Below are 21,413 nucleotides of genomic sequence, written 5' to 3'. Positions count from 1 at the left end.
CCCGTCCCTGGACATCACACCTAGGCTTGACCTCGAGCGCACTCGAGGTCCTAACCTCGGCTGCGACCCGAGGAGGCCCGCCCCCATGAGTATGGAAGTCACCGCGTGGAACGCGATGTACAACGCGATGCACGCCGAGAGCGATCGCAGACCGTTCTCCCGTGCGAGCCTGCGGCGGATCGCCGCCTTCGCACACCCGCACCGACGCAACATCACCTACTACCTCGTCCTGAGTGTGATCATCGCGGCGCTCGGTGTCGCCACCCCGGTGCTCGCCGGCCGCGTGATCGATGCGATCGTCGACGACGCGGCGGTGTCGGTGGTGATTCTGCTCGCGGTGATCATCGCCGCGATCGCGCTGATCGAGGCCGGTCTCGCCATTGCCAACCGCTGGCTGTCGGCGAGCATCGGTGAGGATCTCATCCTCGATCTGCGCACCACGGTCTTCGACCATGTCCAGCGCATGCCGGTCGCCTTCTTCACGAGAACCCGCACGGGTGCACTCGTCTCGCGGCTCAACAACGACGTCATCGGTGCGCAGCGCGCCTTCAGCGACACCCTGTCCGGCGTGGTCGGCAACATCGTCACCCTCGCGATCACCCTGGTGGTGATGATCGGGATCTCCTGGCAGATCACCCTTCTCGCCCTGCTGCTGCTCCCGATCTTCGTGGTTCCCGCCCGGCACATGGGCGCTCGGCTCGCACAGCTCAGCCGGGAAGCGGCCAACCACAATTCGATGATGAACACGCAGATGACCGAGCGGTTCTCGGCTCCGGGCGCCACGCTGGTCAAGTTGTTCGGCCGTCCGGCGCAGGAGTCGAGGGAGTTCGCGGTCCGGGCGAAACGGGTCCGTGACATCGGGGTGCGCACCGCGATGCTGCAGAGCGTGTTCGTCACCGCTCTGACACTCGTGTCCGCGCTCGCGCTCGCACTCGTCTACGGCCTCGGCGGTTTCTATGCCCTGCGCGATCAACTCGATCCCGGTTCGGTGGTCGCGATGGCGATGCTCCTCACGCGCCTGTACTCGCCGCTGACCGCGCTGGCCAGCGCCCGCATGGACGTCATGAGTGCGATGGTGAGTTTCGAGCGGGTCTTCGAGATCCTCGATCTGAAACCGCTGATCGAGCAGTCGCCCGACGCCCGGCCGGTTCCCGACGGTCCGGTCTCGGTGGAGCTCCGGGAGGTCGGCTTCGCGTATCCGTCCGCCGACAAGGTCTCGCTCGCCTCCCTCGAGGAGGTGGCGGTCCTCGATTCGCGGGGCGGCGAAGAGGTGCTGCACGACGTGTCGTTCCGCGTGGAGCCGGGCCGGATGGTCGCCCTGGTCGGCTCGTCCGGGGCGGGGAAATCGACCATCGCCCAACTCATCCCGCGACTGTACGATGTCGATTCGGGCACCGTGCTGCTCGGCGGAGCAGACGTACGCGAACTGACCACCGATTCGATCCGCGCGACGGTCGGTCTCGTCACCCAGGACGGACACCTCTTCCACGACACGGTCCGCGCCAATCTGCTGCTCGCCCGCCCGGAGTCCGGCGAGGACGAACTGTGGCACGCCCTGCGGCGTGCCCGCCTCGACAGACTGATCGAGTCGCTGCCGAACGGACTCGACACCGTGGTCGGAGAACGCGGCTACCGTCTTTCCGGAGGCGAGCGTCAGCGGCTCACCATCGCCCGGTTGCTGCTCGCCCATCCGCGCGTGGTGATCCTGGACGAGGCCACCGCCCATCTCGATTCGACCTCGGAGGCCGCTGTGCAGGAGGCACTGACCGAGGCGCTCGCAGGCCGCACATCGGTGGTCATCGCGCACCGACTGTCGACCATCCGCGCCGCCGACGAGATCCTGGTCGTCGAGGACGGACGCATCGTCGAGCGCGGGAGCCACGACGATCTGCTGTCGGCCGGTGGCCGCTACGCGGAGCTGTATCGCACGCAGTTCGCCGATTCGCGACCGACGATGTCGGCCGCGGCACCGATACCCGATGCCTGAGCGCCGGGACGTCGACGGTGCCACCGCCGACGTCCCGGCCGAGTGGATCGGCCGGCGGTCTCAGTCGCGGTAGCCGCCGCGACCACCACGGTCGTTGCGATCGCTGCGGTGCGTGAAGTCGCCGGAGCGGCTGCGGCCCTCGCCGTATTCACGCCGGCCCTCGCCGTACTCGCGCTTGCCCCCGCGATCACGTTTACCGTGATCGCGGCGGTCTCCCCCGCGCCGGTCGTCACCGCGCCGGTCGTCGCGTCCGCGATACGAGCTCGGACGTCCGGACGGCGCACCGGAGTCGGGCTGCAGCTGGATGAGAACGCCCGAGATGCGGGTGGAGCGCAGCGCATCGAGGGTCTGCGGCGACAGATCCTTCGGCAGCTCGACGAGGCTGTGATCGGCACGGATGCTGATGTGCCCGAAATCGCCGCGGCGCAGTCCGCCCTCGTTGGCGATGGCACCGACGATCGCACCGGGCTGCACGCGGTGACGCTTGCCCACGGCGATGCGGTAGGTGGTCATCTCCTGGCCGTCGCGACCGACCTTCGGCCCGTCGTCGAAGCGACGCGGCGGACGCTCGCGCGGTTCGCGATCGCGGCGCGGCGGAGCGACCGGCTCGGGCTCGGCCTCCATGAGGAACGACTCGCCGTCGCGCGACAGGACCGCCAGGGCGGCCGCGATGTCGGCGAGCGGCACGTCGTGCTCACGCTCGTAGTCCTCGACGAACGTGCGGAACAGCTGCAGGTGATCGGAGGCGAGCGCCTCGGTGATCGAGTCGTTGAACTTCGACACGCGCTGGGCGTTGACGTCCTCGACCGTGGGCAGTTGCATCTCGGCGAGCGGCTGACGGGTGGCCCGCTCGATCGCCTTGAGCAGGTGCCGCTCGCGCGGAGCGACGAACAGCAGCGCGTCGCCGGAACGGCCGGCGCGGCCCGTGCGGCCGATACGGTGCACGTACGACTCGGTGTCGTGCGGGATGTCGTAGTTGACGACGTGGCTGATGCGCTCGACGTCGAGACCACGGGCGGCGACGTCGGTGGCGACGAGGATGTCGAGCGTGCCGTTCTTGAGCTGGTTGATCGTGCGCTCACGCTGGGCCTGCACGATGTCGCCGTTGATCGCGGCCGCGGAGAAACCGCGTGCCCTCAACCGCTCGGCCAGATCCTCGGTGGCCTGCTTCGTGCGCACGAAGATGATCATCGCCTCGAAGGTCTCGACCTCGAGGACGCGGGTCAGCGCGTCGAGCTTGCGCTGGTGGGAGACGAGCACCCACCGCTGGGAGATGTTCGCCGACGTCGTCGTCTTCGACTTGACGGTGATCTCCTGCGGATCCTTGAGGTACTGCTTCGACAGCCGGCGGATCGCGCCCGGCATGGTCGCGGAGAACAGCGCGACCTGCTTGGTGTCGGGGGTGTCGGCGAGGATGCGCTCGACGTCCTCCTGGAAGCCCATGGTGAGCATCTCGTCGGCCTCGTCGAGGACGAGGAACTCGAGCTCGGAGATGTCGAGGGTGCCCTTGGCGAGGTGATCGATCACACGTCCGGGAGTACCGACGATGACCTGGGCGCCGCGGCGGAGGCCGGACAGCTGTACACCGTATGCCTGGCCACCGTAGATGGGCAGGACGGACAGGCCCGGAATGTGGACGGAGTACTTACCGAAAGCCTCCGCGACCTGCAGCGCGAGCTCTCGGGTGGGCGCCAGCACCAGCGCCTGGGGCCGCTTCACGGAGGTGTCGATACGCGAGAGGATCGGCACCGCGAAGGCGGCGGTCTTGCCGGTGCCGGTCTGAGCGAGACCGACGACGTCCCGTCCCTCCAGCAGCGGTGGGATGGTCGCCGCCTGGATCGGCGACGGGGACTCGTAACCCACATCTGAAAGAGCTTGCAGCACACGGGCATCGATGTCGAGATCGGCAAACGTGAGAGCTGCGGTCTCCTGGTCGGGGGCGTCTTGAATTTCACTCATTTGACCAGCAGTTTATCGGATGGACCCACCACTTCGCGCCCGGACCCTGCTACGACCTGGGCGCGAGCGTGCGAATGATGACACGCCCCACGCCGCCCCGGGTCCCCGGGGCACGTCACACTGGGCATGTCATCGATCCCCGACCCGAAGGATTCCACAGTGACGGCATCCCCCTCCGCGCACGCGTCGACGACACCTCCGTCCGTCTCCGATTCCGGCATTCCGACGCACTGGTACAACATCGTCGGCGATCTCGAGGTGCCTCCGCCGCCGCATCTGCACCCCGGGACCCGCGAACCGATCACCGCCGACGATCTCGCGCCGCTGTTCGCCTCGGGCCTGATCGAGCAGGAACTGTCGACCGAGACCGACATCGGGATCCCGGAGGCCGTGCGCGAGGTCTACGCCGGCTACCGCACCACTCCCCTGTTCCGCGCCCGCTCGTTCGAGAAGGCCCTCGGCACCCCGGCCCGCATCTACGTCAAGTACGAGGGTGTGAGCCCGGTGGGCAGCCACAAGGTGAATTCGGCGGTCGCCCAGGCGTACTACAACTCGCTCGACGGCGTCACCCGTCTGACGACGGAAACCGGTGCCGGGCAATGGGGTTCGGCCCTGTCGTTCGCATGCGCGAAGTTCGGCATCGATCTCGAGGTGTGGCAGGTCCGCGCCTCCTACGATTCGAAGCCCTACCGCCGATTCCTCATCGAGACCTACGGCGGCACAGTGCATCCCAGCCCGTCCGACCTCACGGAGGCCGGTCGCGCCGTCCTCGCCGAGCACCCGGACACCCCCGGCTCGCTCGGCATCGCGGTGTCGGAGGCCGTGGAGGTCGCGGTGAAGGACGCCGACGCCCGCTACACACTCGGCAGCGTGCTCAACCACGTGGTGTTGCACCAGACCGTCATCGGCCTCGAGGCCGTGGAACAACTGCGGGCGGCGGGCGAGGACCAGGCCGATGTGGTCTTCGGTTGTGCGGGCGGCGGTTCGAACCTCGCCGGCCTGTCGTTCCCGTTCCTGCGCGAGGTCATCCACGAGCGTGCGACGACGCGTGTCGTCGCCGTCGAGCCCGCGGCGTGCCCGTCGATCACCCGCGGCGAGTACCGCTACGACCACGGCGACATCGCGGGCCTGACGCCGCTGCTGAAGATGCACACCCTCGGCCAGGACTTCATCCCGGACCCGATCCACGCCGGTGGGCTGCGGTACCACGGCATGGCGCCGCTGCTCAGCCACACCGTCGAACTGGGCTATGTGCAGGGACAGTCCGTGGCACAGACCGATGCCTTCTCGGCGGCGGTGCTCTTCGCCCGGAACGAGGGCATCGTGCCGGCGCCGGAGTCGTCGCACGCGATCGCGGCGGCCGCGGAGTACGCGCGCGGCCTCACCGAACCCGAGGTGATCGTGATCGGCCTGTCCGGCCACGGCCAGCTCGATCTGCCCGCCTACCACTCGTACCTGTCGGGCGAGCTCGACCGAGATCCCCTCGGTCCGTCCGGGCGGTGAATGCTCGCCCGCCCGGGCGGACCGTCCCATACTGGAGGTGTGGGGTACGCCACGCGTGAGGCGGCGGGCCGGCGACTCGCCCGGTCGGCCGGGCACCTGCGCGACGCCGACCCGGTGGTCCTCGCACTACCTCGCGGCGGCATTCCCGTCGCCCGTGAACTCGCCGCAGCCCTCGATGCGCCCCTGGACGTCCTCGTGGTGCGCAAACTGGGCGTGCCCTGGCATCCCGAACTCGCGATGGGCGCGATCGCCGAAGGACCGGGTCGCGGAACCGCCGGGGAATCGACCGCGCAGGACGCCGTCTTCCGCGTCCTCAACGACGACGTGATCCGGCGCGGGCGGATCGCCCCCGAGTCCGTGGCCGCCGTCGAGCGGCGCGAGCTGGCCGAACTGGCTCGACGTGCCGATTTTCTGCGTGCCGGTCGCACCCGGGTGCCGCTGGAGGGCCGCACGGCGATCGTCGTCGACGACGGCATCGCCACAGGTGCGACGGCCGCGGTGGCATGCCTCGCCGCGCGCGCCTCCGGAGCGGCCCGGGTCGTCCTCGCGGTGCCGGTGGCCTCCCCCGACGCACTGCGCCGGGCCGGCCGGGCGGCCGACGAGGTGATCTGCCCGTGGACGCCGGTGGACACCGACAGCGTCGGCGCCGCCTACGACGACTTCCATCAGCTCGGCGACGACGAAGCGGCCCTTCTTCTCCGAAACACCGGTACTTCCGGTACCGGGAAATCCGACGAGACGATCCGATAGTGGTAATCCTCGTTACCGGCGGGTAGCATTGTTACCTGGATCACTGCTTATCGGACTGTAAAAAGGGGGCAAAGCGGTCCGAGGGTAATGCATTTCCCAACAGCGTGTGATGCAATGCACACCGACAGTACCTAACGATGGAGGGGTCACAGTGAGTGAGATTGCCGTGCCACAGTCGTTCTCGATCCCCGAGAACACGTCGATGGCCGACAGCGTCTTCCGGCACGAGAAGGAGTCGCCGGAGTTCGTGCCGTTCGAGCGACTGGTCGACGGCAAGTGGGTTCCCGTCACCGCCCGCCAGTTCGCATCCGAGGTGCGCGCCGTGGCGAAGGGCCTGATCGCGTCGGGTATCGAGCTCGGCGACCGCGTCGCGGTCCTGTCGGCGACCCGCTACGAATGGGTCCTGCTCGACTACGCCATCTGGACTGCGGGCGGTGCCACCGTGGCGATCTACGAGACGTCGTCGGCGGACCAGGCCCAGTGGATCCTCGAGGACTCCGGGACCAAGCTGCTCATCGTCGAGAACTCGGCTCACGTCGACACCGTGCGCGAGGTCGCCGAGAACGCTCCGACCGTGCGCGAGGTACTGCAGATCGAGCCCGCTCCGGGCGGCAAGGGCGCGGTCGACGAGCTCGTCGCACGCGGTGCGGCGGTCACCGACGAGCAGGTCGAGGAACGACGTAACCAGGTCACGGCCGAATCCGCTGCGACCCTCATCTACACCTCCGGTACCACGGGCCGGCCGAAGGGCGTCCAGCTCAAGCACCGCCACTTCGCCTCGGAGTCCGCGGCCTGCGGCCTGGCCCTGCCCGACTCGATGCACGAGGGCCAGCGCACCCTGCTGTTCATCCCGATGGCACACGTCTTCGCGCGCCTGATCTCGTTCGCGGCATTCGACAGCAAGGTCACCGTCGGTCATACCTCCGACCTGACGACGCTGCTCGACCAGTTCGCGGTCTTCAAGCCGAACTTCATCCTCTCGGTGCCCCGCGTGTTCGAGAAGGTCTACAACTCGGCCAAGCAGAAGGCCTACGACGGCGGCAAGGGCAAGATCTTCGAGAAGGCCTCCGACGTCGCGATCGAATACAGCAAGGCCCTCGAGAACGGCGGCCCCGGGCTGGGCCTGAAGATCAAGCACTCCGTGTTCGACAAGCTCGTCTACGGCAAGCTCAAGGCAGCGCTCGGCGGCAACGTCACCAAGGCCGTGTCGGGCGGCGCTGCGCTCGGTGCACGTCTCGGCCACTTCTTCCGCGGTGTCGGCGTCACCATCTACGAGGGTTACGGCCTGACGGAGACCACCGGCGGCATCATCATGAACACCCCGGCCACCCAGAAGATCGGCACCGTCGGCACGCCGTTCAACGGGTGCGCGGCGAAGATCGCCGAGGACGGCGAGTTGCTGCTCAAAGGCCCCCAGGTGTTCGACGGCTACTGGCAGAACGACAAGGCCACCGAGGAGGCCATCCGCGACGGCTGGTTCCACACCGGCGACATCGGCGCGATCGACCAGGACGGTTTCATCTCGATCACCGGCCGCAAGAAGGAACTCATCGTCACCGCGGGCGGCAAGAACGTCGCTCCGGCCGTCCTCGAGGATTCGTTGCGTGCCCACCCACTGATCAGCCAGGTCATCGTGGTCGGCGACTCCAAGCCGTTCATCGGCGCGCTGATCACCCTCGATCCGGAGGCGCTGCCGGGCTGGCTCGAGCGACACGGTCTGCCGGCGGAGACCACGGTCGCCGATCTGATCAAGAACCCCGACCTGATCGCCGAGATCGACGAGGCGGTTGCCGAGACCAACAAGAAGGTCTCGAAGGCCGAGGCGATCCGCAAGTACCGCATCCTCGAGACCGATTTCAGCATCGAGAGCGGCGAGCTGACCCCGACGCTCAAGCTCAAGAGGAACATCATCCACGACAAGCACGGCGCCGAGATCGCAGCGATCTACAACTGAGGTTCCACACCGTCGACCGGGCCCCTCGTCACCGCGAGGGGCCCGGTCGTTTCTCGGGGAATCGGGGAATCCGGCCGGCCAGGTCGCCCACGAACGCGGCAACATCCGAGGCCACCCTGCGATGTACGGGTTCGTGCAACAGGTCGTGCCCGGCATCGGGATATTCGCACCACTGTGCCCGGGGCACCGACGACGCCCACTCGCGTACCGGGTCGATGGGGGCCAGCCGGTCGTCGACGCCGTGGACCAGCAGGACCGGCAGGCCGCTCGCGCGGAGCGCTTCGGCCGTCTCCGGCAGGGCCGCGGTGCGCGGCGTACCGCACAGCACGACGCCCGCGAGGCGGGTACCACCGGAGGGATCGGCATCCAGCGCCGTCAGGACCGTCGCCGCCCCGAGCGAATGGCCCATCGCCACCAGCGGCAGACCGGACTCGGCGGCGAGGCCGGTGAGCACGCCGAAGTCCTCGGCGTGGAACTCGACGTTGCCCGGTGAACCGGGTTCTCCTTCGGAGAGCCCGTGTCCGGCGAGGTCGAGTCCCCACCACGCGATGCCGTGGGCGGCGAGGCCGGAGGCGAAACGGTGGTAGTGCCCGGTGTGCTGCCCGAAGCCGTGCGCGAACACCACACCGGCTCTCGCGTCGTCGACGGTCCGGCACCGCCAGTGGACCCGGCCGACAGACCCGGGGAAGAACGTCAACGGCATGAACTCATTGTGGCCGGAGACGGAAGGTCACCAGCAGCCGCCCTCACCGCGATAGGTGGGAACCTCGGTGCGTCCGTTCTCGTCGACGAGGTACACCCGGTCGAACCTCTCGCACAGTTCCCCCGCCTTCGCGTGGCGGAACCACACCCGTCCCCCGACGGGGATCGAGGCGGCAACGCGACCGCGCACCGGGGTCTGCACCTCGCCGGCACCTTCCGTCCCCAGCAGCTTCAGTCCCGCAGGACGGACCGGGCGCGGCACCCGCGAGGCGCCGGTCGGGCCGGACGCGATGTACCCGCCGCCGAACAACGTCGTGATCGACGGTGACGGTTTGCGCACGGCAGGTAGCGCGAAGAACATCGACGGGTTCGGGGTGAACGCCCGGTAGCCGTCGAACAGGGTGGGCACGTACAGGCCCGATCCCGCGGTGGCTTCGGTGACGACACCATCGGCGGTGGTCACCTCGAGCGAACCGGTTCCGCCACCGTTGACCAGTTCGAGGTCTCCTACGACCGCACGCACGGCCTCCACCACAGCACCGCGGCGCGAGGAGAGTTCCCGCGCCGACAGTCCCTTGACGAGCCGTACCGGCAGCGACGAGTCGGGCAGGCCCGCGATCTGGGCCTCGTAGAACATCACTCCGACGACGTCGAATCCGGCGGCGTCGGCGCGACGAGCCAGGCCGGCGACTGCCTCCGGGTCGCGCAGCGGAGAACGGCGCACACCGAGATGGAGCGGACCCACCCGCAACGACGCATCGACGTCCAGGCAGACCTTCGCCCGGAAAGTGTTCTTCCCCAAGGCGGTACGGATGATGTCGAGGTGCTCGACCGAATCGACCATGAGCGTGATCGCCTGCACCGCGTCCGGCGACACCGCGAACTTCCCGAGCGCCGCCCGGTCGACCGTGGGGTAGCCCATCAGGATGTCGCGCGCTCCGTGCTCGACGAGCCACAGCGCCTCCCGGAGCGAGTACGCCATGATGCCGCGAAAACCGCCGCGGGTGGTCAGTTCCGGGCCGAGGACCTCGGCGAGGACGGCACGACAGCGCACCGACTTGCTCGCGACCCGCACGGGCACACCGTTCGCGCGGCGGATCAGGTCGTCGGCGTTGCGCCGCAGGGTGGGCAGGTCGACGGCGGCGAACGGCGGGTCGAGGTCGGCCGTGGCAGCCTGCACCCGGTCGAGAACGTCGTCGGGGGCGGAAGCAGCACGGAGCACGGGCGGTCCCTTCGGTGCGATCGGGTCGGGGGTCGGGGTCAGGAACGTTCTACGGCACGGCTCGCGATGATGTCGGCGATGATTCCCAGTTCGGCTGCCGTCGAGTCGCCGTCGCGATCCACGAGCCAGCGGAGCACGACTCCGTCGAGCAGCGCCAGTGACAGCCGCGCGACCGTCGCGGTGGGCAGCGACCATTCGACGCCGCACTGCTCGGCGCAACTGTCGAGGAACAGGTGGGCCTGCTCGTCCATCAGCCGGTACTGCTGCACGGCGATGTCCCCGCTGACGGGACTTCCGTCGGTGCGGTGCCGGAGGGAGTAGGTCGTGATCTCGTAGGTGAGGGTCTGCAATCCCGGCGTGGACTCGATCGCCGACCACATCGCCCGGAGACCGGTGTGGAGCATCGAACGCAGACAGTCGACACCGCCGGTCTGCTGCCCGCCCGCCGGTACGCCGAACGCGGCCTGCATGGCCCCGGCGAGTTCGCCGATGACGGCGTTCGCCATCGCCACGACGAGGGCTTCCTTGCTGTCGAAACAGTAATGGACGACGCCCAGTGACACTCCGGCCTTCTCGGCGACGGCACGGACCGTGACGGCTCCGACTCCCCCGCCCTCTGCCAGTTCCAGTGCCGCGGCCACGAGTTGGGTGCGGCGCTCGTCGGCAGGCAACCGATTCGACATGCCCCCGATCGTAGAGGGCGGGAACTGTTTCCGACCAGGTGTTGACTTGGACGGTTGTCCAGGTCGAAGATGGGGCATGTCCACCTGGCACAACTGGGCTCGCACCGCGAGTGCGACGCCCCGTCGTTTCGAGACCCCCGACACCGTCGACGACCTCGCGCGCATCGTCGGCCGCGCCTCCGACCAGGGCGAACACATCAAGGCCGTGGGTGCCGGGCACTCGTTCACCGGTGCGGCCGTCACCGACGGCACGCTGATCTCACTCGACCGGATGTCGGGCCTCGTCTCGGTGGAGCGGTCGCCGGCCGGCGCACGTGCGACGGTGCGGGCGGGGACGCGACTGCGCGATCTGAGCGACCTGCTGTGGGCACAGGACCTCGCCGTCCCCAACCTCGGCGACATCGACGTCCAGTCCGTCGCCGGCGCGATCTCCACCGGCACCCACGGCACCGGTACGGCCTTCCGAGGACTCGCGGCAGCCGTGTGCCGTGCGACGATCGTGCTGGCCGACGGCCGGATCGTCGACTGCTCCCCCGAACACGAAGCCGGCCTGTTCGAGGCCGCGCGTCTCGGACTCGGCGCACTCGGCGTCCTCGCGACCGTCACGCTCGACTGCGTTCCCGCCTTCCGCCTCCGGGCAGAGGAAGCACCCTCGTCGCTCCGGGCGACGCTCGACGCCCTGGACGAACTACGTGACGGCGTAGACCATTTCGAGTTCTACTGGTTTCCGCATACGGACGGCGTGCTCGTCAAACGCAACACCCGTCTCCCCGGTGCGGAACCGGTACAGCCGGTCGGGCGGGTGCGCACCCTCCTCGACGACGAACTGCTCTCCAACGGGGCGTTCGCGCTCTTCCAGCAGATCGGAACGCGTGCTCCCGCCACCATCCCGGCCCTGAACCGGGTGGCGTCGCGGGTGCTCTCGCCGCGCACGTTCGTCGACCGCAGCTACCGGGTGTTCGCCTCCGAACGGCGGGTGCGGTTCCGGGAGATGGAGTACGCGATACCCGTCGATCTCCTCCCGGAGGTTCTGCGCGAGATCGATGCATGGTTGCAGCGCAACGATGTTCGCATCGGCTTCCCGGTGGAGGTGCGGTTCTCGCGGGCCGACGACGTGTGGTTGTCCACCGCGCACGGCCGCGACACCGCGTACGTGGCCGTGCACCAGTACCACCGGCGCGATCACGGACCCTATTTCGACGGTGTCGAGCCGATCCTGCGCGCCGCACAGGGACGTCCGCACTGGGGCAAGCTTCATTCCCTGACCGCCGGCGATCTGCGCGCACTCTACCCCCGGTTCGACGACTTCCTCGCCGTGCGCGACCGCGTCGATCCGCACCGCACCTTCACCAACCCGTATCTGCACCGGGTCCTGGGCGAATGACCTCCGGCGGACTCAGAGGAAGGCGGCATCCCACGAATTGCGCTGCAGCACATCCCGTTCGGCATCGCTGAGACCGAGCTGGTCCTTCAGACCCGCGAGGTTGTCGTCGACGTAACCGCCGAAATAGGCGGGATCGTCCGAGTGCACGCTCACCGACAGACCGGCCTCGAGCATCCGGCGCAGCGGATGCTCGGCGAGAGTGTCCACCACGCGGAGGCGGACATTCGAGAAGGGGCAGACCGTGATCGGGATGCTCTCGTCGACCAGGCGCGCGACGAGTTCGGGATCCTCGAGGGAGCGGATGCCGTGGTCGATGCGTTCGGCACCGAGCAGGTCGAGTGCCTGCCGGACGTATTCCGGGGGTCCCTCCTCCCCCGCATGCGCCGTGATGTGCAGCCCTTCGGCCCGCGCCCGCGCGAAGACGTCCTCGAACAGCGAGGGTGGGTGGCCGACCTCTGCCGAGTCCAGGCCGAGCCCGATGATCGGCGCGCCGAGACGCAGCAGTTCACCGAACACCTCGTGCGCTTCGGGCACCGGACGATCGCGCACGATCGACGCGATCATCGCCGCATCGATCCCGAATTCCCGGCGAGCACCGGCGACCGCGTCGGCGAGCCCGGCCACGACCTCGGGCAACGCGACACCGCGCGAGGTGTGGGCCTGGGGATCGAAGAAGAACTCCGCGCGGGTGACACCCGCCCGCGCCGCACGTGCGAAATAGGCGCGGGCGAGGTCGGCGAAGTCCTGCGCGGTAAGCAGGACCTCCATGTTCGCGTAGTAGAGGTCGAGGAACGACTGCAGATCGGTGAACTCGTACCGACTGCGGAGGTCGTCGAGATCCCGATACGGCAGAGCGACGCGGTTCCGCTCGGCGAGGGCGAGGATCAGCTCGGGTTCGAGCGTGCCCTCGATGTGCACGTGCAATTCGGCGAAACCGTCGGTCACCTGATCCTCACCATCTCTCGTTCCGTCGCCCTCGCGAGTGCGACCGCTCAGCGACCCTTCCACACGGGAGGCCGCTTCTCGGCGAAGGCCGTGGCACCTTCACGCGCGTCCTCCGAGGAGAACACGGGCGCCATGATCTCCATCTGCTTCGCGAACGCCTCTTCGCGCGACCAGTCGGCCGAGCGGACGATGATCTCCTTGGTCGCCGCCACGGCGAGCGGTCCGTTCGCCGTGATGCGCTCGGCCAGCTCGAGTGCGCCCTCGAGTGCCCCGCCGGGTTCGGTGAGGCGATTGACGAAACCGTAGCCGTAGCCTTCCTCGGCGGTGAACGCATCCCCGGTGAGCGCGAGCTCGAGTGCCTTCTGGTAGGGGATGCGCGACGGCAGGCGCAGCAGGCCACCACCACCGGCGACCAGGCCGCGCTTGACCTCCGGGATGCCGAACTTCGCGTCCTTCGCCGCGACGACGAGGTCGGTGGCCAGGACGAGTTCGGTTCCACCGGCGAGCGCGAACCCCTCGACCGCCGAGATCAGCGGCTTGCGCGGAGGCGCTTCCGTGAACCCGAGGCCCTTGCCCGGTACGACCACGTTCTCGCCCGCGACGAACGCCTTGAGGTCCATACCCGCACAGAAGGTGCCACCGGCACCGGTGAGTATCCCCACCGACAGGGAGTCGTCGCCGTCGAGTTCGTCGACCGCCTCGGCGAGGGCGTGACTCACCGCGGCGTTGACCGCATTGCGTGCGTCAGGCCGGTCGATAGTGATGACGAGAACACGATCGCGTCGTTCGAGCAGGACTACATCGGACATGGACATACCTCTCCACTACGGAAAATGCCGGATCATCCCGGTTACAGGCTGTATACCGGACGAGAACGTGTTCCAGTAATCACGACACCCGGACGGCGAGCTGATCGACGAAGCCCTCGTCGTCGATGCGCACCTGATCTCCCGTGCGGAACCAGCCGTCCTCCCTGAACGCGTCGGCCGTCGCGCACGGTTCGCGCCAGTACCGCCGGGCCACGCTCGGCCCGCGACAGAGCAGTTCGCCGACGCCGTTCTCGGCGTCGGGTCCGAGCAGCGCGACCTCGATCCCGCCGAACGGCACTCCGATGCTGCGAGGATGACGGGAGCGATGCTCCGAGGGCAGCAGCAGACCGATCCCGCCCGTCTCGGCGACCCCCCAACCCCGCACGCACCGCGAAGTGGGGAAGGCCGCGCGCAGGTGCCGCCACGGTGCGCGGATCACCCGGGACCCCGAGACCATCACGGTGCCTCCGAACGCGAGCGTGGGCAGCAACTGGACGCTGCATCCGACTGCCGTGGACAGCGGAGCCGTCAGCACGGTCCGGACGCCGTCGCCGACGAGGTCCATCGCGTGTGCGACGGCTTCGATCGTCGACAGCACGTTGGTGTTGGTCAATTCGACGCCACGCAGGGCACCACCGGCGGCGCGCACGTAGTAGAGCACCGCGAGTTCGTCCGGCGAGGCCCCGCCGTCGAGGAAGGCGACGCCGTCGGGAAGGTCCGAATCCAGGGTCAGCACTGCACCGCTGTGGACTTCGATCTCCGCCGCCTCCTCCGCGCTGCAACTCGGGGCGGGGAGCACAGGGACGCCGCCGGCGAGGACCACTCCGAGGAAACCGACGAGCCAGCGGATGCTGTTCGCCTGGTTCACCACCACGCGGTCGGCGGGACCGACACCCTGGTCGAGGAGGCCACCGGCGACGCGGGCGGCGGCGGCCCACAGTTCGCGGTAGGTGAGCGCGCGGCCGCAGCGGTCGACCACGGCGACCCGGTTGGCGAAACGCAGCGCACTCCGGTCGAGCAACTCCGCAAGGCACGGCTCGAGGCCGTCGTACTGCAGGATGCCGCTCGCGCAGCGAGTGATCCGATCGTCCCGGAGCCAACGACTGCCTGCAGGAATCTCCACTACGGCCACCGACATGCCACCTCCCACCCGGCGTGCGTGCCTGCACTATATGGCGCGGATCACAGCCGTGTGAGGAAACCGCGGGTCACGGACACCTGTCAGCCGTACCGCGGACTGTCGTCAGGCCGTTGCCGGCGCCGAACTGCCCTCCGGGGCACGCTGTTCCTTCTGACTCGCGGGGCGGTCGAAGGCCAGCACGGCCACGAGTCCGACGATCAGGACACCGGCGGGGAGCCACAGCGATTCCGCCATCGCGGCGGCGAACGGCGCACGCAGCGGCTCCGGCAGGACGGACGTCTGCATCTCCGACGCACCCCCGCCCCCGCCGACGCCGTTCGCCGACAGCCGGGCCGCCATCATCGCGCCCAGAGCGGCACTGCCTATCACCGCACCCACCTGACGCGTCGTGTTGTACACACCGGAGCCCGCGCCCGCTCGACTCGGCGCGAGCCCGTTCGTCGCGGTGGCCGACAGCGGAGACCAGATCCCCGCGTTCGCGATACCGATCAGAGCGATCGGCAGCAGCAACTGCCAGATCTCCGCGTCGGGGGTCATCACCGAGGCGAGCCATCCCAGCCCGACGACGAGCAGCGAGAATCCGGTGCCTGCGATCGATCGCGGGTGGAGGCGGTCGACGAGTCTGCCCACGAGCGGCGCGAGCACGCCGCTGAACACCGCCATCGGCACCATGAGCAGCGCCGCACCGGTGGGACTCAGTCCACGCACCGACTGGGCGTAGAACATGATGGGCAGCATGACGCCGGTGATGGCGAAACCCATCGTCGCGATGCCGATGTTCGCGAGACCGAAGTTGCGGTCGTGGAACAGGGACAGCGGCACGAGCGGTTCCCCCCGGTTGCGTGACTGCTGCGCGACGAACACGGTGAGCAACGCGATGCCCGCGACGATCAGCACCCACACCCGGGCGGTCCACTCGAACGAGTTTCCCTCCTGGATGCCGAACACGAGACAGAACAGACCGGCGCCGCTGAGCAACATCCCGAGCACGTCGAACCGGTGCGGACTCGTCGGCAGCACGGGCACGTACCGCACGGCCAGCGCGAACCCGACGATTCCCACGGGCACGTTCACGAAGAAGATCCACTCCCAGCCGAGGCCGTCGATCAGGACACCGCCGACCAAGGGGCCGACCAGCGTCGCGACACCGGCCACTGCGCCCCACAGCCCCATCGCGGTCCCGCGCCGCTCACGCGGAAAGATCCGCGTCACCACGGCCATGGTCTGCGGCGACATGAGCGCCGCGCCGAAACCCTGGAAGACCCTCGCGACGATGAGCATCTCGATCGTCGACGAGAAACCGCACCACAGGGACGCGATCGTGAACAGCACCAGCCCGGCGAGATAGACCCGTCGCTGCCCCACGCGGTCGCCGAGGCGGCCCGTCACGAGGAGCGGCACCGCGTACGCGAGCAGATACGCGCTCGTGACCCACACGACGGCGGCGATGTCGGCCCCGAAGGTCCGCATGATCGCCGGGTTGGCGACGGCGACGATGGTGCTGTCCACCAGGATCATGAAGAAACCCAGGCACAGTGCCCCCAACGCCGCCCAGCGGGCACCGTCCGACATCTCCACCGCCACCTCGGACCCGCGTCGGCGCGTGTCGACCTCGCTGTTCTCGCTCACCGGACCTCTCCCCTCGTCGGCGGTCTACGGTAGCGGGGTGGACCCACACATCTCGAGCATCGCCGCCCTCGCGTGGTGTCGTGCGCTGGGCCTGCCCGACGGTGCCCTCGCCGAACCCGCCTGCGTCACACGGGTCGACGACTCGGTCCGCGACGTCCGGGTGCTGGCCGTGGGGCGCGCCACGGCGATCGTGGGTCCCGATACCGCGGTCTCCCGTCTCGCAGCCGAACCCGACCCCGCCGAACTCGACGCACCGAACGCCGAAGTCGTCGTCGCCGGTCACGCGGGTCGCACGGAGATCCTCGGTCTGTGTACCGACTGGATCGACGCGACACGCGTCGACAACCCGCTCGTCTCGGACGATCCCGGGGACCTCGCGGAACTGCTGCGGTGCTGCCCGCCCGACGACGTCACCGAGGCCGAACTGTCGCCCGGCGGACCGTCGCGTGTGTTCGTACTGCTCGACGACGACCACCGTCCCCTGGCCGCTGCCGCCTACAGCGAACTCGGATCGCTGCTGGCCGACGTGCGGGTGCTGACGACACCCGCCGCGCGTCGCCGGGGTCTCGCCTCGACCGTCGCAACGCTGGCGACCCACGATGCGCTCGACGCGGGACTCGTGCCGCTCGCCCGCATGCGCCGCGACAACCGCGGTGCCCGGACCGTCGCGGCGGTGTCGGGATACGACATCTGGGGAACCCTCGTGACGGTTCGGGTACCACCCGGACGATGAGGACAGTGCGGAAGGATGCGCAGGTGACCGAGAACAAGTACGTCGAGCCGGGTGCGGAGTTCACCCGCGACACCAACTACATCCCCACCCGCATCACCGCCGACGGGCACGACGGCTATCCCGTCGAGGCCGGGCGGTACCGGCTCGTCGCCGCCCGCGCCTGCCCGTGGGCCAACCGCACCCTGATCGTGCGGCGACTGCTCGGTCTCGAGGACGCCCTGTCGCTGGGATTGTGCGGCCCGACTCACGACGAGCGCAGCTGGACGTTCGATCTCGACCCGGGCGGGGTCGATCCCGTCCTCCGGATCCCGCGACTGCAGGACGCCTATTTCGCCCGCTACCCGGGATACGACCGCGGGATCACCGTCCCGGCAGTCGTCGACGTCCCCACCGGGCAGGTCGTGACGAACGACTATCCGCAGATCACCCTCGACTTCTCCACCGAGTGGACGCAATTCCACCGTGAGGGCGCCCCGGATCTGTATCCGGAGAATCTGCGGGACGAGATCGACGAAGTGGCCGAACTCGTCTACCGGGACGTCAACAACGGCGTGTACCGGTGCGGTTTCGCCGGCTCGCAGGAGTCCTACGACAGAGCCTTCGACCGCCTGTTCGCCCGACTCGACTGGCTCGAGGAACGCCTCGGAGCACGGCGCTATCTCGTGGGCGAGAGCATCACCGAGGCCGACGTGCGCCTGTTCACCACGCTCGTCCGGTTCGACCCCGTCTACTACGGGCACTTCAAGTGCAACCGGAACCGGCTGGTGGACTTCCCGGCACTGTGGGCATACGCGCGCGACCTGTTCCAGACCCCCGGTTTCGGCGACACCGTCGACTTCGTGCAGATCAAGCAGCACTACTACCTCGTGCACACCGACGTGAATCCGACCGGCATCGTGCCGAAGGGGCCGGACCTGTCGAACTGGCTCGACCCGCACGGTCGTGAGGCTCTCGGCGGGCGGCCGTTCGGTGACGGCACGCCGCCGCCTCCGCCGCGCCCGAGCGAGGTGGTCCCCGACGGGCACGGCGCCATCGCCCGCTGATCCCTGCGACGGTTCCTACGGCCGGCGCGGCCGATAGGTGCCGAGGCTCCAGTACACCCCGTGAGGGTCGCGGCAGGTGAACCCGTGCGAGCCGTAGTCCTCGTCGCGGAGTTCGACGGTCACGGTCGCGCGAACGGCCGGGTCGTCGGCCTGTGCCGAGGCGAGCACCCTCTCGTACAGGGCGTCGACGGTGGCGTCGTCGGGAAGCACGAGATAGGCGGTACCCGTATCGGCGTGCTGGTCGAGCGGAGACCCGCGACCGGTCGATCCGAGCATGACGCCTCCGCCGTACGGCCAGAGCAGGGCTGCGTGGTCGACGCGCTCGCCCTCCCCGTAGACCTCCGTCCCGACGAACCCGAGGGTGTCCACGAGGAAGCGGATCGCGCCCCGGGCGTCGGTGTAGGCGAAGCACGGCCACACCGAGTCGACGGTGGGTGTGACGGTGGCCGACTGCTGCGGGGAATTCGTTGTGTTCGTCATGCCGTCCAGTGTCGGCGCCGCCACCTCAGTCGTCTTGGACGAATGGGAACACTTCGTCCTCGAGCCACCGCGACGGCGGCACGCCGGCCAGGTCGCGCCAGTCGCGGGCGAGGTGTGCTTGATCGTAGAAGCCGCAGACGACGGCGATGTCCGCCAGACGCCGGGTCGGATCGGCACGCAGCATCTTCCGGGACCGGTCGAACCGCGCTACCCGGGCCACCTCTTTCGGGGACAGCCCGAACTCGGCGGTGCACCGATTCGTGAGGTGGCGTCTGCTCCATCCGAGTTCGTCCGCGACGGCACGGACCGGACGGGCAGGATCGGACACCAGCACGTGCCAGGCGTGCGCGAGGTGCCCGTCCGGACCCGTCGACCGGGCAGAGATCAGGCGCCGCGTGAGCACCCGGTCGAGGACGGCGAACCGCTCGTCCCAGGACACGCACGCGGAGATCCGGTCGAACAACTCTCGCCCGTCGGCACCGATGACGTCCTCGAGGTCGACAGCCCACGAGCCGAGTGCGGCAGCGGGCACACCCAGCAGCGCGCGGGCACCCGCCGGGGTGAGGGACAGTTGCATTCCGTGCTGGCGCCCGTCGTGGACGATGGGCACGGGGCGCGTCGACAGACCTCCGGCGAGAGCATCGAAACGCTCCGGGGACCGCCCGTCGCCCCGGGAGAGTTCGACCGGCTCGGAGATCGTGAGGATTACGGTGACCTCCGGAGAGGGCATACCCAGGTGGGTCCCCGGCGGGAAACCGTCGAGCCGATACCCCTCGTACGACCGTACGTAGGGTGTCAGCACGGGCGCCGGACGCCGCCTGGCGCCGTCCGACACCCCGACTGCGGACCCGGTCATGGCACCAGCGTAATGAGAGCAGTCCGGAAGACAAGAGCACCGGAGAACAGGGGCACGATGAGCAGCAAACCAGGCATCGCAGAGGCCTTCATCGTCAAGATGCTGGACAACGGCGCGAAGCTGCAGGGACCCGCGGTGGCGAAGTACGTCGATCTCATGCGTCGCGCACATCCCGACGAGTCCCCGGCGCAGATCATCGAGCGGCTCGAGAAGCAGTTCCTGCTCAGCGTCACGGGCAGCGGGTCGGCGGCAGGCGCGACCGCGGCCTTCCCCGGCGTCGGGACACTCGCGGCCATCGGCGCGGTGGGCGCCGAGACGGCCTTCTTCTTCGAGGCGTCCGCGCTGCTCACCCTGGCCATCGCATCGGTGCACGGGATCGAACCCCACAACCACGAACAGCGCCGTGCGCTGGTGCTCGCCGTCTCCCTCGGTGATGCCGGCCGGGAGATCGTCGCGACCGCGACCGGCGCGTCGCTGCGCAACTGGCCCAAGGCACTGACCACCGGCACGGGTGGCACCCAGCTGAAGACGCTGAACAATTCGTTGGTCAAGAAGTTCATCCGCCGGTACGTCGCGAAGCGGAGTCCGTTGCTGATCGGCAAGCTCGTGCCCGCGGGTATCGGTGCCGCCATCGGTGGTGTGGGTAACCGCGCGCTGGGCAAGCGCACGATCCAGCACGCGCGCGACGCCTTCGGCCCTCCCCCGCCCGCGTGGCCCATCGCCCGTCCCGTCCTCCCCCTGAACGGAGAGGCACCGGTCCTCGACGCCGGGGTTCCGGTATCGAAGGACTGACGGTGTCCGCCGACGGGAAGGTGTACGTCCGGGAGTCCGGTGCGGGAGCGCGCACCGTCGTACTGCTGCACGGCTTCTCCGACCACGGTGGTACGTGGTGCAAGGTCGCACCGGCGATCGCCGAGCGTCACCGGGTGCTCACGGTCGACCTGCCCGGTTTCGGGCGCAGCGCGCAGCACTGGGAGACACCGGTGCTCGACCACTACGTCGACATCGTGGCCGAACTCGTCGACGACGTGCCCGAGCCGGTGTCGCTGGTCGGGAACTCGCTCGGTGCGGTGACGGCGCTGGTGTTCGCCTCCGTCCACCCGTCCCGCGTCGATCGTGTGGTGCTCGCCGACATGCCGGGGCTCGCCGGGATCCCCCGGTGGTGGACACGCGGCGCACGCATGCCGGTCGAGCTGTCGCGCGCGTTGCTGCGTCCGCTGCCCGTCGCGGTGATGCAGCAGGTCATGGGCGCCTTGTACGGGCGTGCGGCGGTGCATCGACGCGGCACCTTCGACCGGGCCGTGCGCACGGCGTTCGCGGCGAACTACGCGACGCGCGAGCAGGTCGACACCCTGCTGACGGTCGGCCGGCACGCCATCGGCGAACTCGGCCGGCTGCCGATCCCGGAGATGGTGCACGCCCTCGACATGCCGGCCCTGTTGGTGTGGGGTGCGCGCGACCGGCTGACACCCGCTCATGCCGCGCGGCGCGTGCAGGCCGGCGGCAGGAGACGAGTCGTGATCATCCCCGATGCCGGGCACTGCCCCCAGCTCGACGCCCCGCGCGAATTCCTCGACGCCGTCCTGCCCTTCCTCGGATGACCCGTAAGCTCACGGCGACCGCGGCACGAGCC

Annotated in this window: 19 protein-coding genes; 9 read left to right on the top strand and 10 right to left on the bottom strand. The window is 69.0% G+C overall.

From position 1 onward, the window contains the following. Window positions 1-85: 85 nt before the first annotated feature. Window positions 86-1,987, top strand: a complete 1,902-nt coding sequence (locus PV766_RS10755; protein ID WP_421097003.1) for an ABC transporter ATP-binding protein — start codon at window positions 86-88, stop codon at window positions 1,985-1,987. Window positions 1,988-2,047: 60 nt separating this feature from the next. On the opposite strand, the gene PV766_RS10750 is transcribed toward PV766_RS10755, so the two are convergent. Further along, window positions 2,048-3,946 carry a DEAD/DEAH box helicase gene (locus PV766_RS10750; protein ID WP_064064389.1) on the bottom strand — a complete coding sequence of 633 codons (1,899 nt, stop codon included), beginning with the start codon at window positions 3,944-3,946 and terminating at the stop codon, window positions 2,048-2,050. A gap of 159 nt (window positions 3,947-4,105) precedes the next feature. Here PV766_RS10750 and PV766_RS10745 point away from each other — a divergent pair, with 159 nt between their 5' ends. The 3 genes from PV766_RS10745 to PV766_RS10735 all read left to right on the top strand — a co-directional run bounded on the left by PV766_RS10745 (window position 4,106) and on the right by PV766_RS10735 (window position 8,153). Continuing rightward, window positions 4,106-5,449: a TrpB-like pyridoxal phosphate-dependent enzyme gene (locus PV766_RS10745; protein ID WP_421097002.1), complete on the top strand. Its 1,344-nt coding sequence runs from the start codon at window positions 4,106-4,108 to the stop codon at window positions 5,447-5,449. 39 nt (window positions 5,450-5,488) lie between these two features. Then, on the top strand, window positions 5,489-6,199 hold the full coding sequence (locus PV766_RS10740) for a phosphoribosyltransferase (protein ID WP_421097001.1): 711 nt from the start codon (window positions 5,489-5,491) through the stop codon (window positions 6,197-6,199). Window positions 6,200-6,350: 151 nt separating this feature from the next. Continuing rightward, the gene (locus PV766_RS10735) at window positions 6,351-8,153 is read left to right on the top strand and encodes an AMP-dependent synthetase/ligase (protein ID WP_421097000.1); all 1,803 of its coding nucleotides are present in this window, start codon (window positions 6,351-6,353) and stop codon (window positions 8,151-8,153) included. A 28-nt stretch (window positions 8,154-8,181) separates the two neighbouring features. Here PV766_RS10735 and PV766_RS10730 read toward each other — a convergent pair whose 3' ends face one another. The 3 genes from PV766_RS10730 to PV766_RS10720 are packed head-to-tail and all read right to left on the bottom strand — an operon-like array spanning window position 8,182 to window position 10,760. Then, the gene (locus PV766_RS10730) at window positions 8,182-8,856 is read right to left on the bottom strand and encodes an alpha/beta hydrolase (protein WP_064064393.1); all 675 of its coding nucleotides are present in this window, start codon (window positions 8,854-8,856) and stop codon (window positions 8,182-8,184) included. A 27-nt stretch (window positions 8,857-8,883) separates the two neighbouring features. Next, entirely contained in the window at window positions 8,884-10,077 is a 1,194-nt protein-coding gene (locus PV766_RS10725) for an alanine racemase (protein ID WP_421096999.1), read from the bottom strand. 38 nt (window positions 10,078-10,115) lie between these two features. Further along, on the bottom strand, window positions 10,116-10,760 hold the full coding sequence (locus PV766_RS10720; protein WP_016932700.1) for a TetR/AcrR family transcriptional regulator: 645 nt from the start codon (window positions 10,758-10,760) through the stop codon (window positions 10,116-10,118). A gap of 76 nt (window positions 10,761-10,836) precedes the next feature. On the opposite strand from PV766_RS10720, the gene PV766_RS10715 reads away from it, so the two are divergent. Further along, entirely contained in the window at window positions 10,837-12,144 is a 1,308-nt protein-coding gene (locus PV766_RS10715) for a D-arabinono-1,4-lactone oxidase (protein WP_064064395.1), read from the top strand. A gap of 12 nt (window positions 12,145-12,156) precedes the next feature. Here the strand turns inward: PV766_RS10715 and PV766_RS10710 are convergent, their stop codons facing one another. The 4 genes from PV766_RS10710 to PV766_RS10695 form a co-directional block, all read right to left on the bottom strand. Continuing rightward, window positions 12,157-13,089: an adenosine deaminase gene (locus PV766_RS10710; RefSeq protein ID WP_064064396.1), complete on the bottom strand. Its 933-nt coding sequence runs from the start codon at window positions 13,087-13,089 to the stop codon at window positions 12,157-12,159. 47 nt (window positions 13,090-13,136) lie between these two features. Then, window positions 13,137-13,898, bottom strand: a complete 762-nt coding sequence (locus tag PV766_RS10705; protein ID WP_064064440.1) for a crotonase/enoyl-CoA hydratase family protein — start codon at window positions 13,896-13,898, stop codon at window positions 13,137-13,139. Window positions 13,899-13,977: 79 nt separating this feature from the next. Beyond that, on the bottom strand, window positions 13,978-15,021 hold the full coding sequence (locus PV766_RS10700) for a class I adenylate-forming enzyme family protein (protein ID WP_084421807.1): 1,044 nt from the start codon (window positions 15,019-15,021) through the stop codon (window positions 13,978-13,980). Between the two features lie 120 nt (window positions 15,022-15,141). Then, entirely contained in the window at window positions 15,142-16,611 is a 1,470-nt protein-coding gene (locus PV766_RS10695) for a DHA2 family efflux MFS transporter permease subunit (RefSeq protein ID WP_064064442.1), read from the bottom strand. A 94-nt stretch (window positions 16,612-16,705) separates the two neighbouring features. Here PV766_RS10695 and PV766_RS10690 point away from each other — a divergent pair, with 94 nt between their 5' ends. Next, on the top strand, window positions 16,706-17,401 hold the full coding sequence (locus PV766_RS10690; RefSeq protein WP_064064441.1) for a GNAT family N-acetyltransferase: 696 nt from the start codon (window positions 16,706-16,708) through the stop codon (window positions 17,399-17,401). Then, window positions 17,398-18,444: a glutathione S-transferase family protein gene (locus tag PV766_RS10685; RefSeq protein WP_255162446.1), complete on the top strand. Its 1,047-nt coding sequence runs from the start codon at window positions 17,398-17,400 to the stop codon at window positions 18,442-18,444. Before PV766_RS10690 ends, PV766_RS10685 begins: the two co-directional genes overlap by 4 nt. Before the next feature lie 15 nt (window positions 18,445-18,459). Here the strand turns inward: PV766_RS10685 and PV766_RS10680 are convergent, their stop codons facing one another. Together PV766_RS10680 and PV766_RS10675 are read right to left on the bottom strand one after the other, a co-directional pair. Then, complete coding sequence (locus tag PV766_RS10680) at window positions 18,460-18,924, bottom strand: VOC family protein (RefSeq protein WP_064064443.1); 465 nt, start codon at window positions 18,922-18,924, stop codon at window positions 18,460-18,462. A 25-nt stretch (window positions 18,925-18,949) separates the two neighbouring features. Continuing rightward, window positions 18,950-19,780: an AraC family transcriptional regulator gene (locus tag PV766_RS10675; RefSeq protein ID WP_207213576.1), complete on the bottom strand. Its 831-nt coding sequence runs from the start codon at window positions 19,778-19,780 to the stop codon at window positions 18,950-18,952. Window positions 19,781-19,837: 57 nt separating this feature from the next. Between PV766_RS10675 and PV766_RS10670 the strand changes: the two genes are divergently transcribed. Both PV766_RS10670 and PV766_RS10665 read left to right on the top strand, forming a co-directional pair. Then, window positions 19,838-20,572: a hypothetical protein gene (locus PV766_RS10670; protein ID WP_255162443.1), complete on the top strand. Its 735-nt coding sequence runs from the start codon at window positions 19,838-19,840 to the stop codon at window positions 20,570-20,572. A gap of 2 nt (window positions 20,573-20,574) precedes the next feature. After that, window positions 20,575-21,381 (top strand): alpha/beta fold hydrolase, encoded by an 807-nt coding sequence (locus tag PV766_RS10665; protein WP_421096998.1) that lies wholly within the window; start codon window positions 20,575-20,577, stop codon window positions 21,379-21,381. Window positions 21,382-21,413 lie beyond the last annotated feature (32 nt).

It is taken from the genome of Rhodococcus sp. As11, from assembly GCF_048957735.1.
GTDB classification, from domain to species: domain Bacteria; phylum Actinomycetota; class Actinomycetes; order Mycobacteriales; family Mycobacteriaceae; genus Rhodococcus; species Rhodococcus gordoniae.
The sequence above is the reverse complement of the archived record's forward strand: the minus strand, read 5'-3'. Positions and strand labels throughout refer to the sequence as shown.

Excerpts from the sequence above, each read along its gene's own strand:
- PV766_RS10695 (WP_064064442.1), bottom strand. The coding sequence starts at position 16,611 with ATGTCGGACGGTGCCCGCTGGGCGGCGTTGGGGGCACTGTGCCTGGGT.
- PV766_RS10685 (WP_255162446.1), top strand. The coding sequence starts at position 17,398 with ATGAGGACAGTGCGGAAGGATGCGCAGGTGACCGAGAACAAGTACGTC.
- PV766_RS10730 (WP_064064393.1), bottom strand. The coding sequence starts at position 8,856 with ATGCCGTTGACGTTCTTCCCCGGGTCTGTCGGCCGGGTCCACTGGCGG.
- PV766_RS10715 (WP_064064395.1), top strand. The coding sequence starts at position 10,837 with ATGTCCACCTGGCACAACTGGGCTCGCACCGCGAGTGCGACGCCCCGT.
- PV766_RS10750 (WP_064064389.1), bottom strand. The coding sequence starts at position 3,946 with ATGAGTGAAATTCAAGACGCCCCCGACCAGGAGACCGCAGCTCTCACG.
- PV766_RS10705 (WP_064064440.1), bottom strand. The coding sequence starts at position 13,898 with ATGTCCGATGTAGTCCTGCTCGAACGACGCGATCGTGTTCTCGTCATC.
- PV766_RS10755 (WP_421097003.1), top strand. The coding sequence starts at position 86 with ATGAGTATGGAAGTCACCGCGTGGAACGCGATGTACAACGCGATGCAC.
- PV766_RS10720 (WP_016932700.1), bottom strand. The coding sequence starts at position 10,760 with ATGTCGAATCGGTTGCCTGCCGACGAGCGCCGCACCCAACTCGTGGCC.
- PV766_RS10670 (WP_255162443.1), top strand. The coding sequence starts at position 19,838 with ATGAGCAGCAAACCAGGCATCGCAGAGGCCTTCATCGTCAAGATGCTG.
- PV766_RS10680 (WP_064064443.1), bottom strand. The coding sequence starts at position 18,924 with ATGACGAACACAACGAATTCCCCGCAGCAGTCGGCCACCGTCACACCC.
- PV766_RS10675 (WP_207213576.1), bottom strand. The coding sequence starts at position 19,780 with ATGACCGGGTCCGCAGTCGGGGTGTCGGACGGCGCCAGGCGGCGTCCG.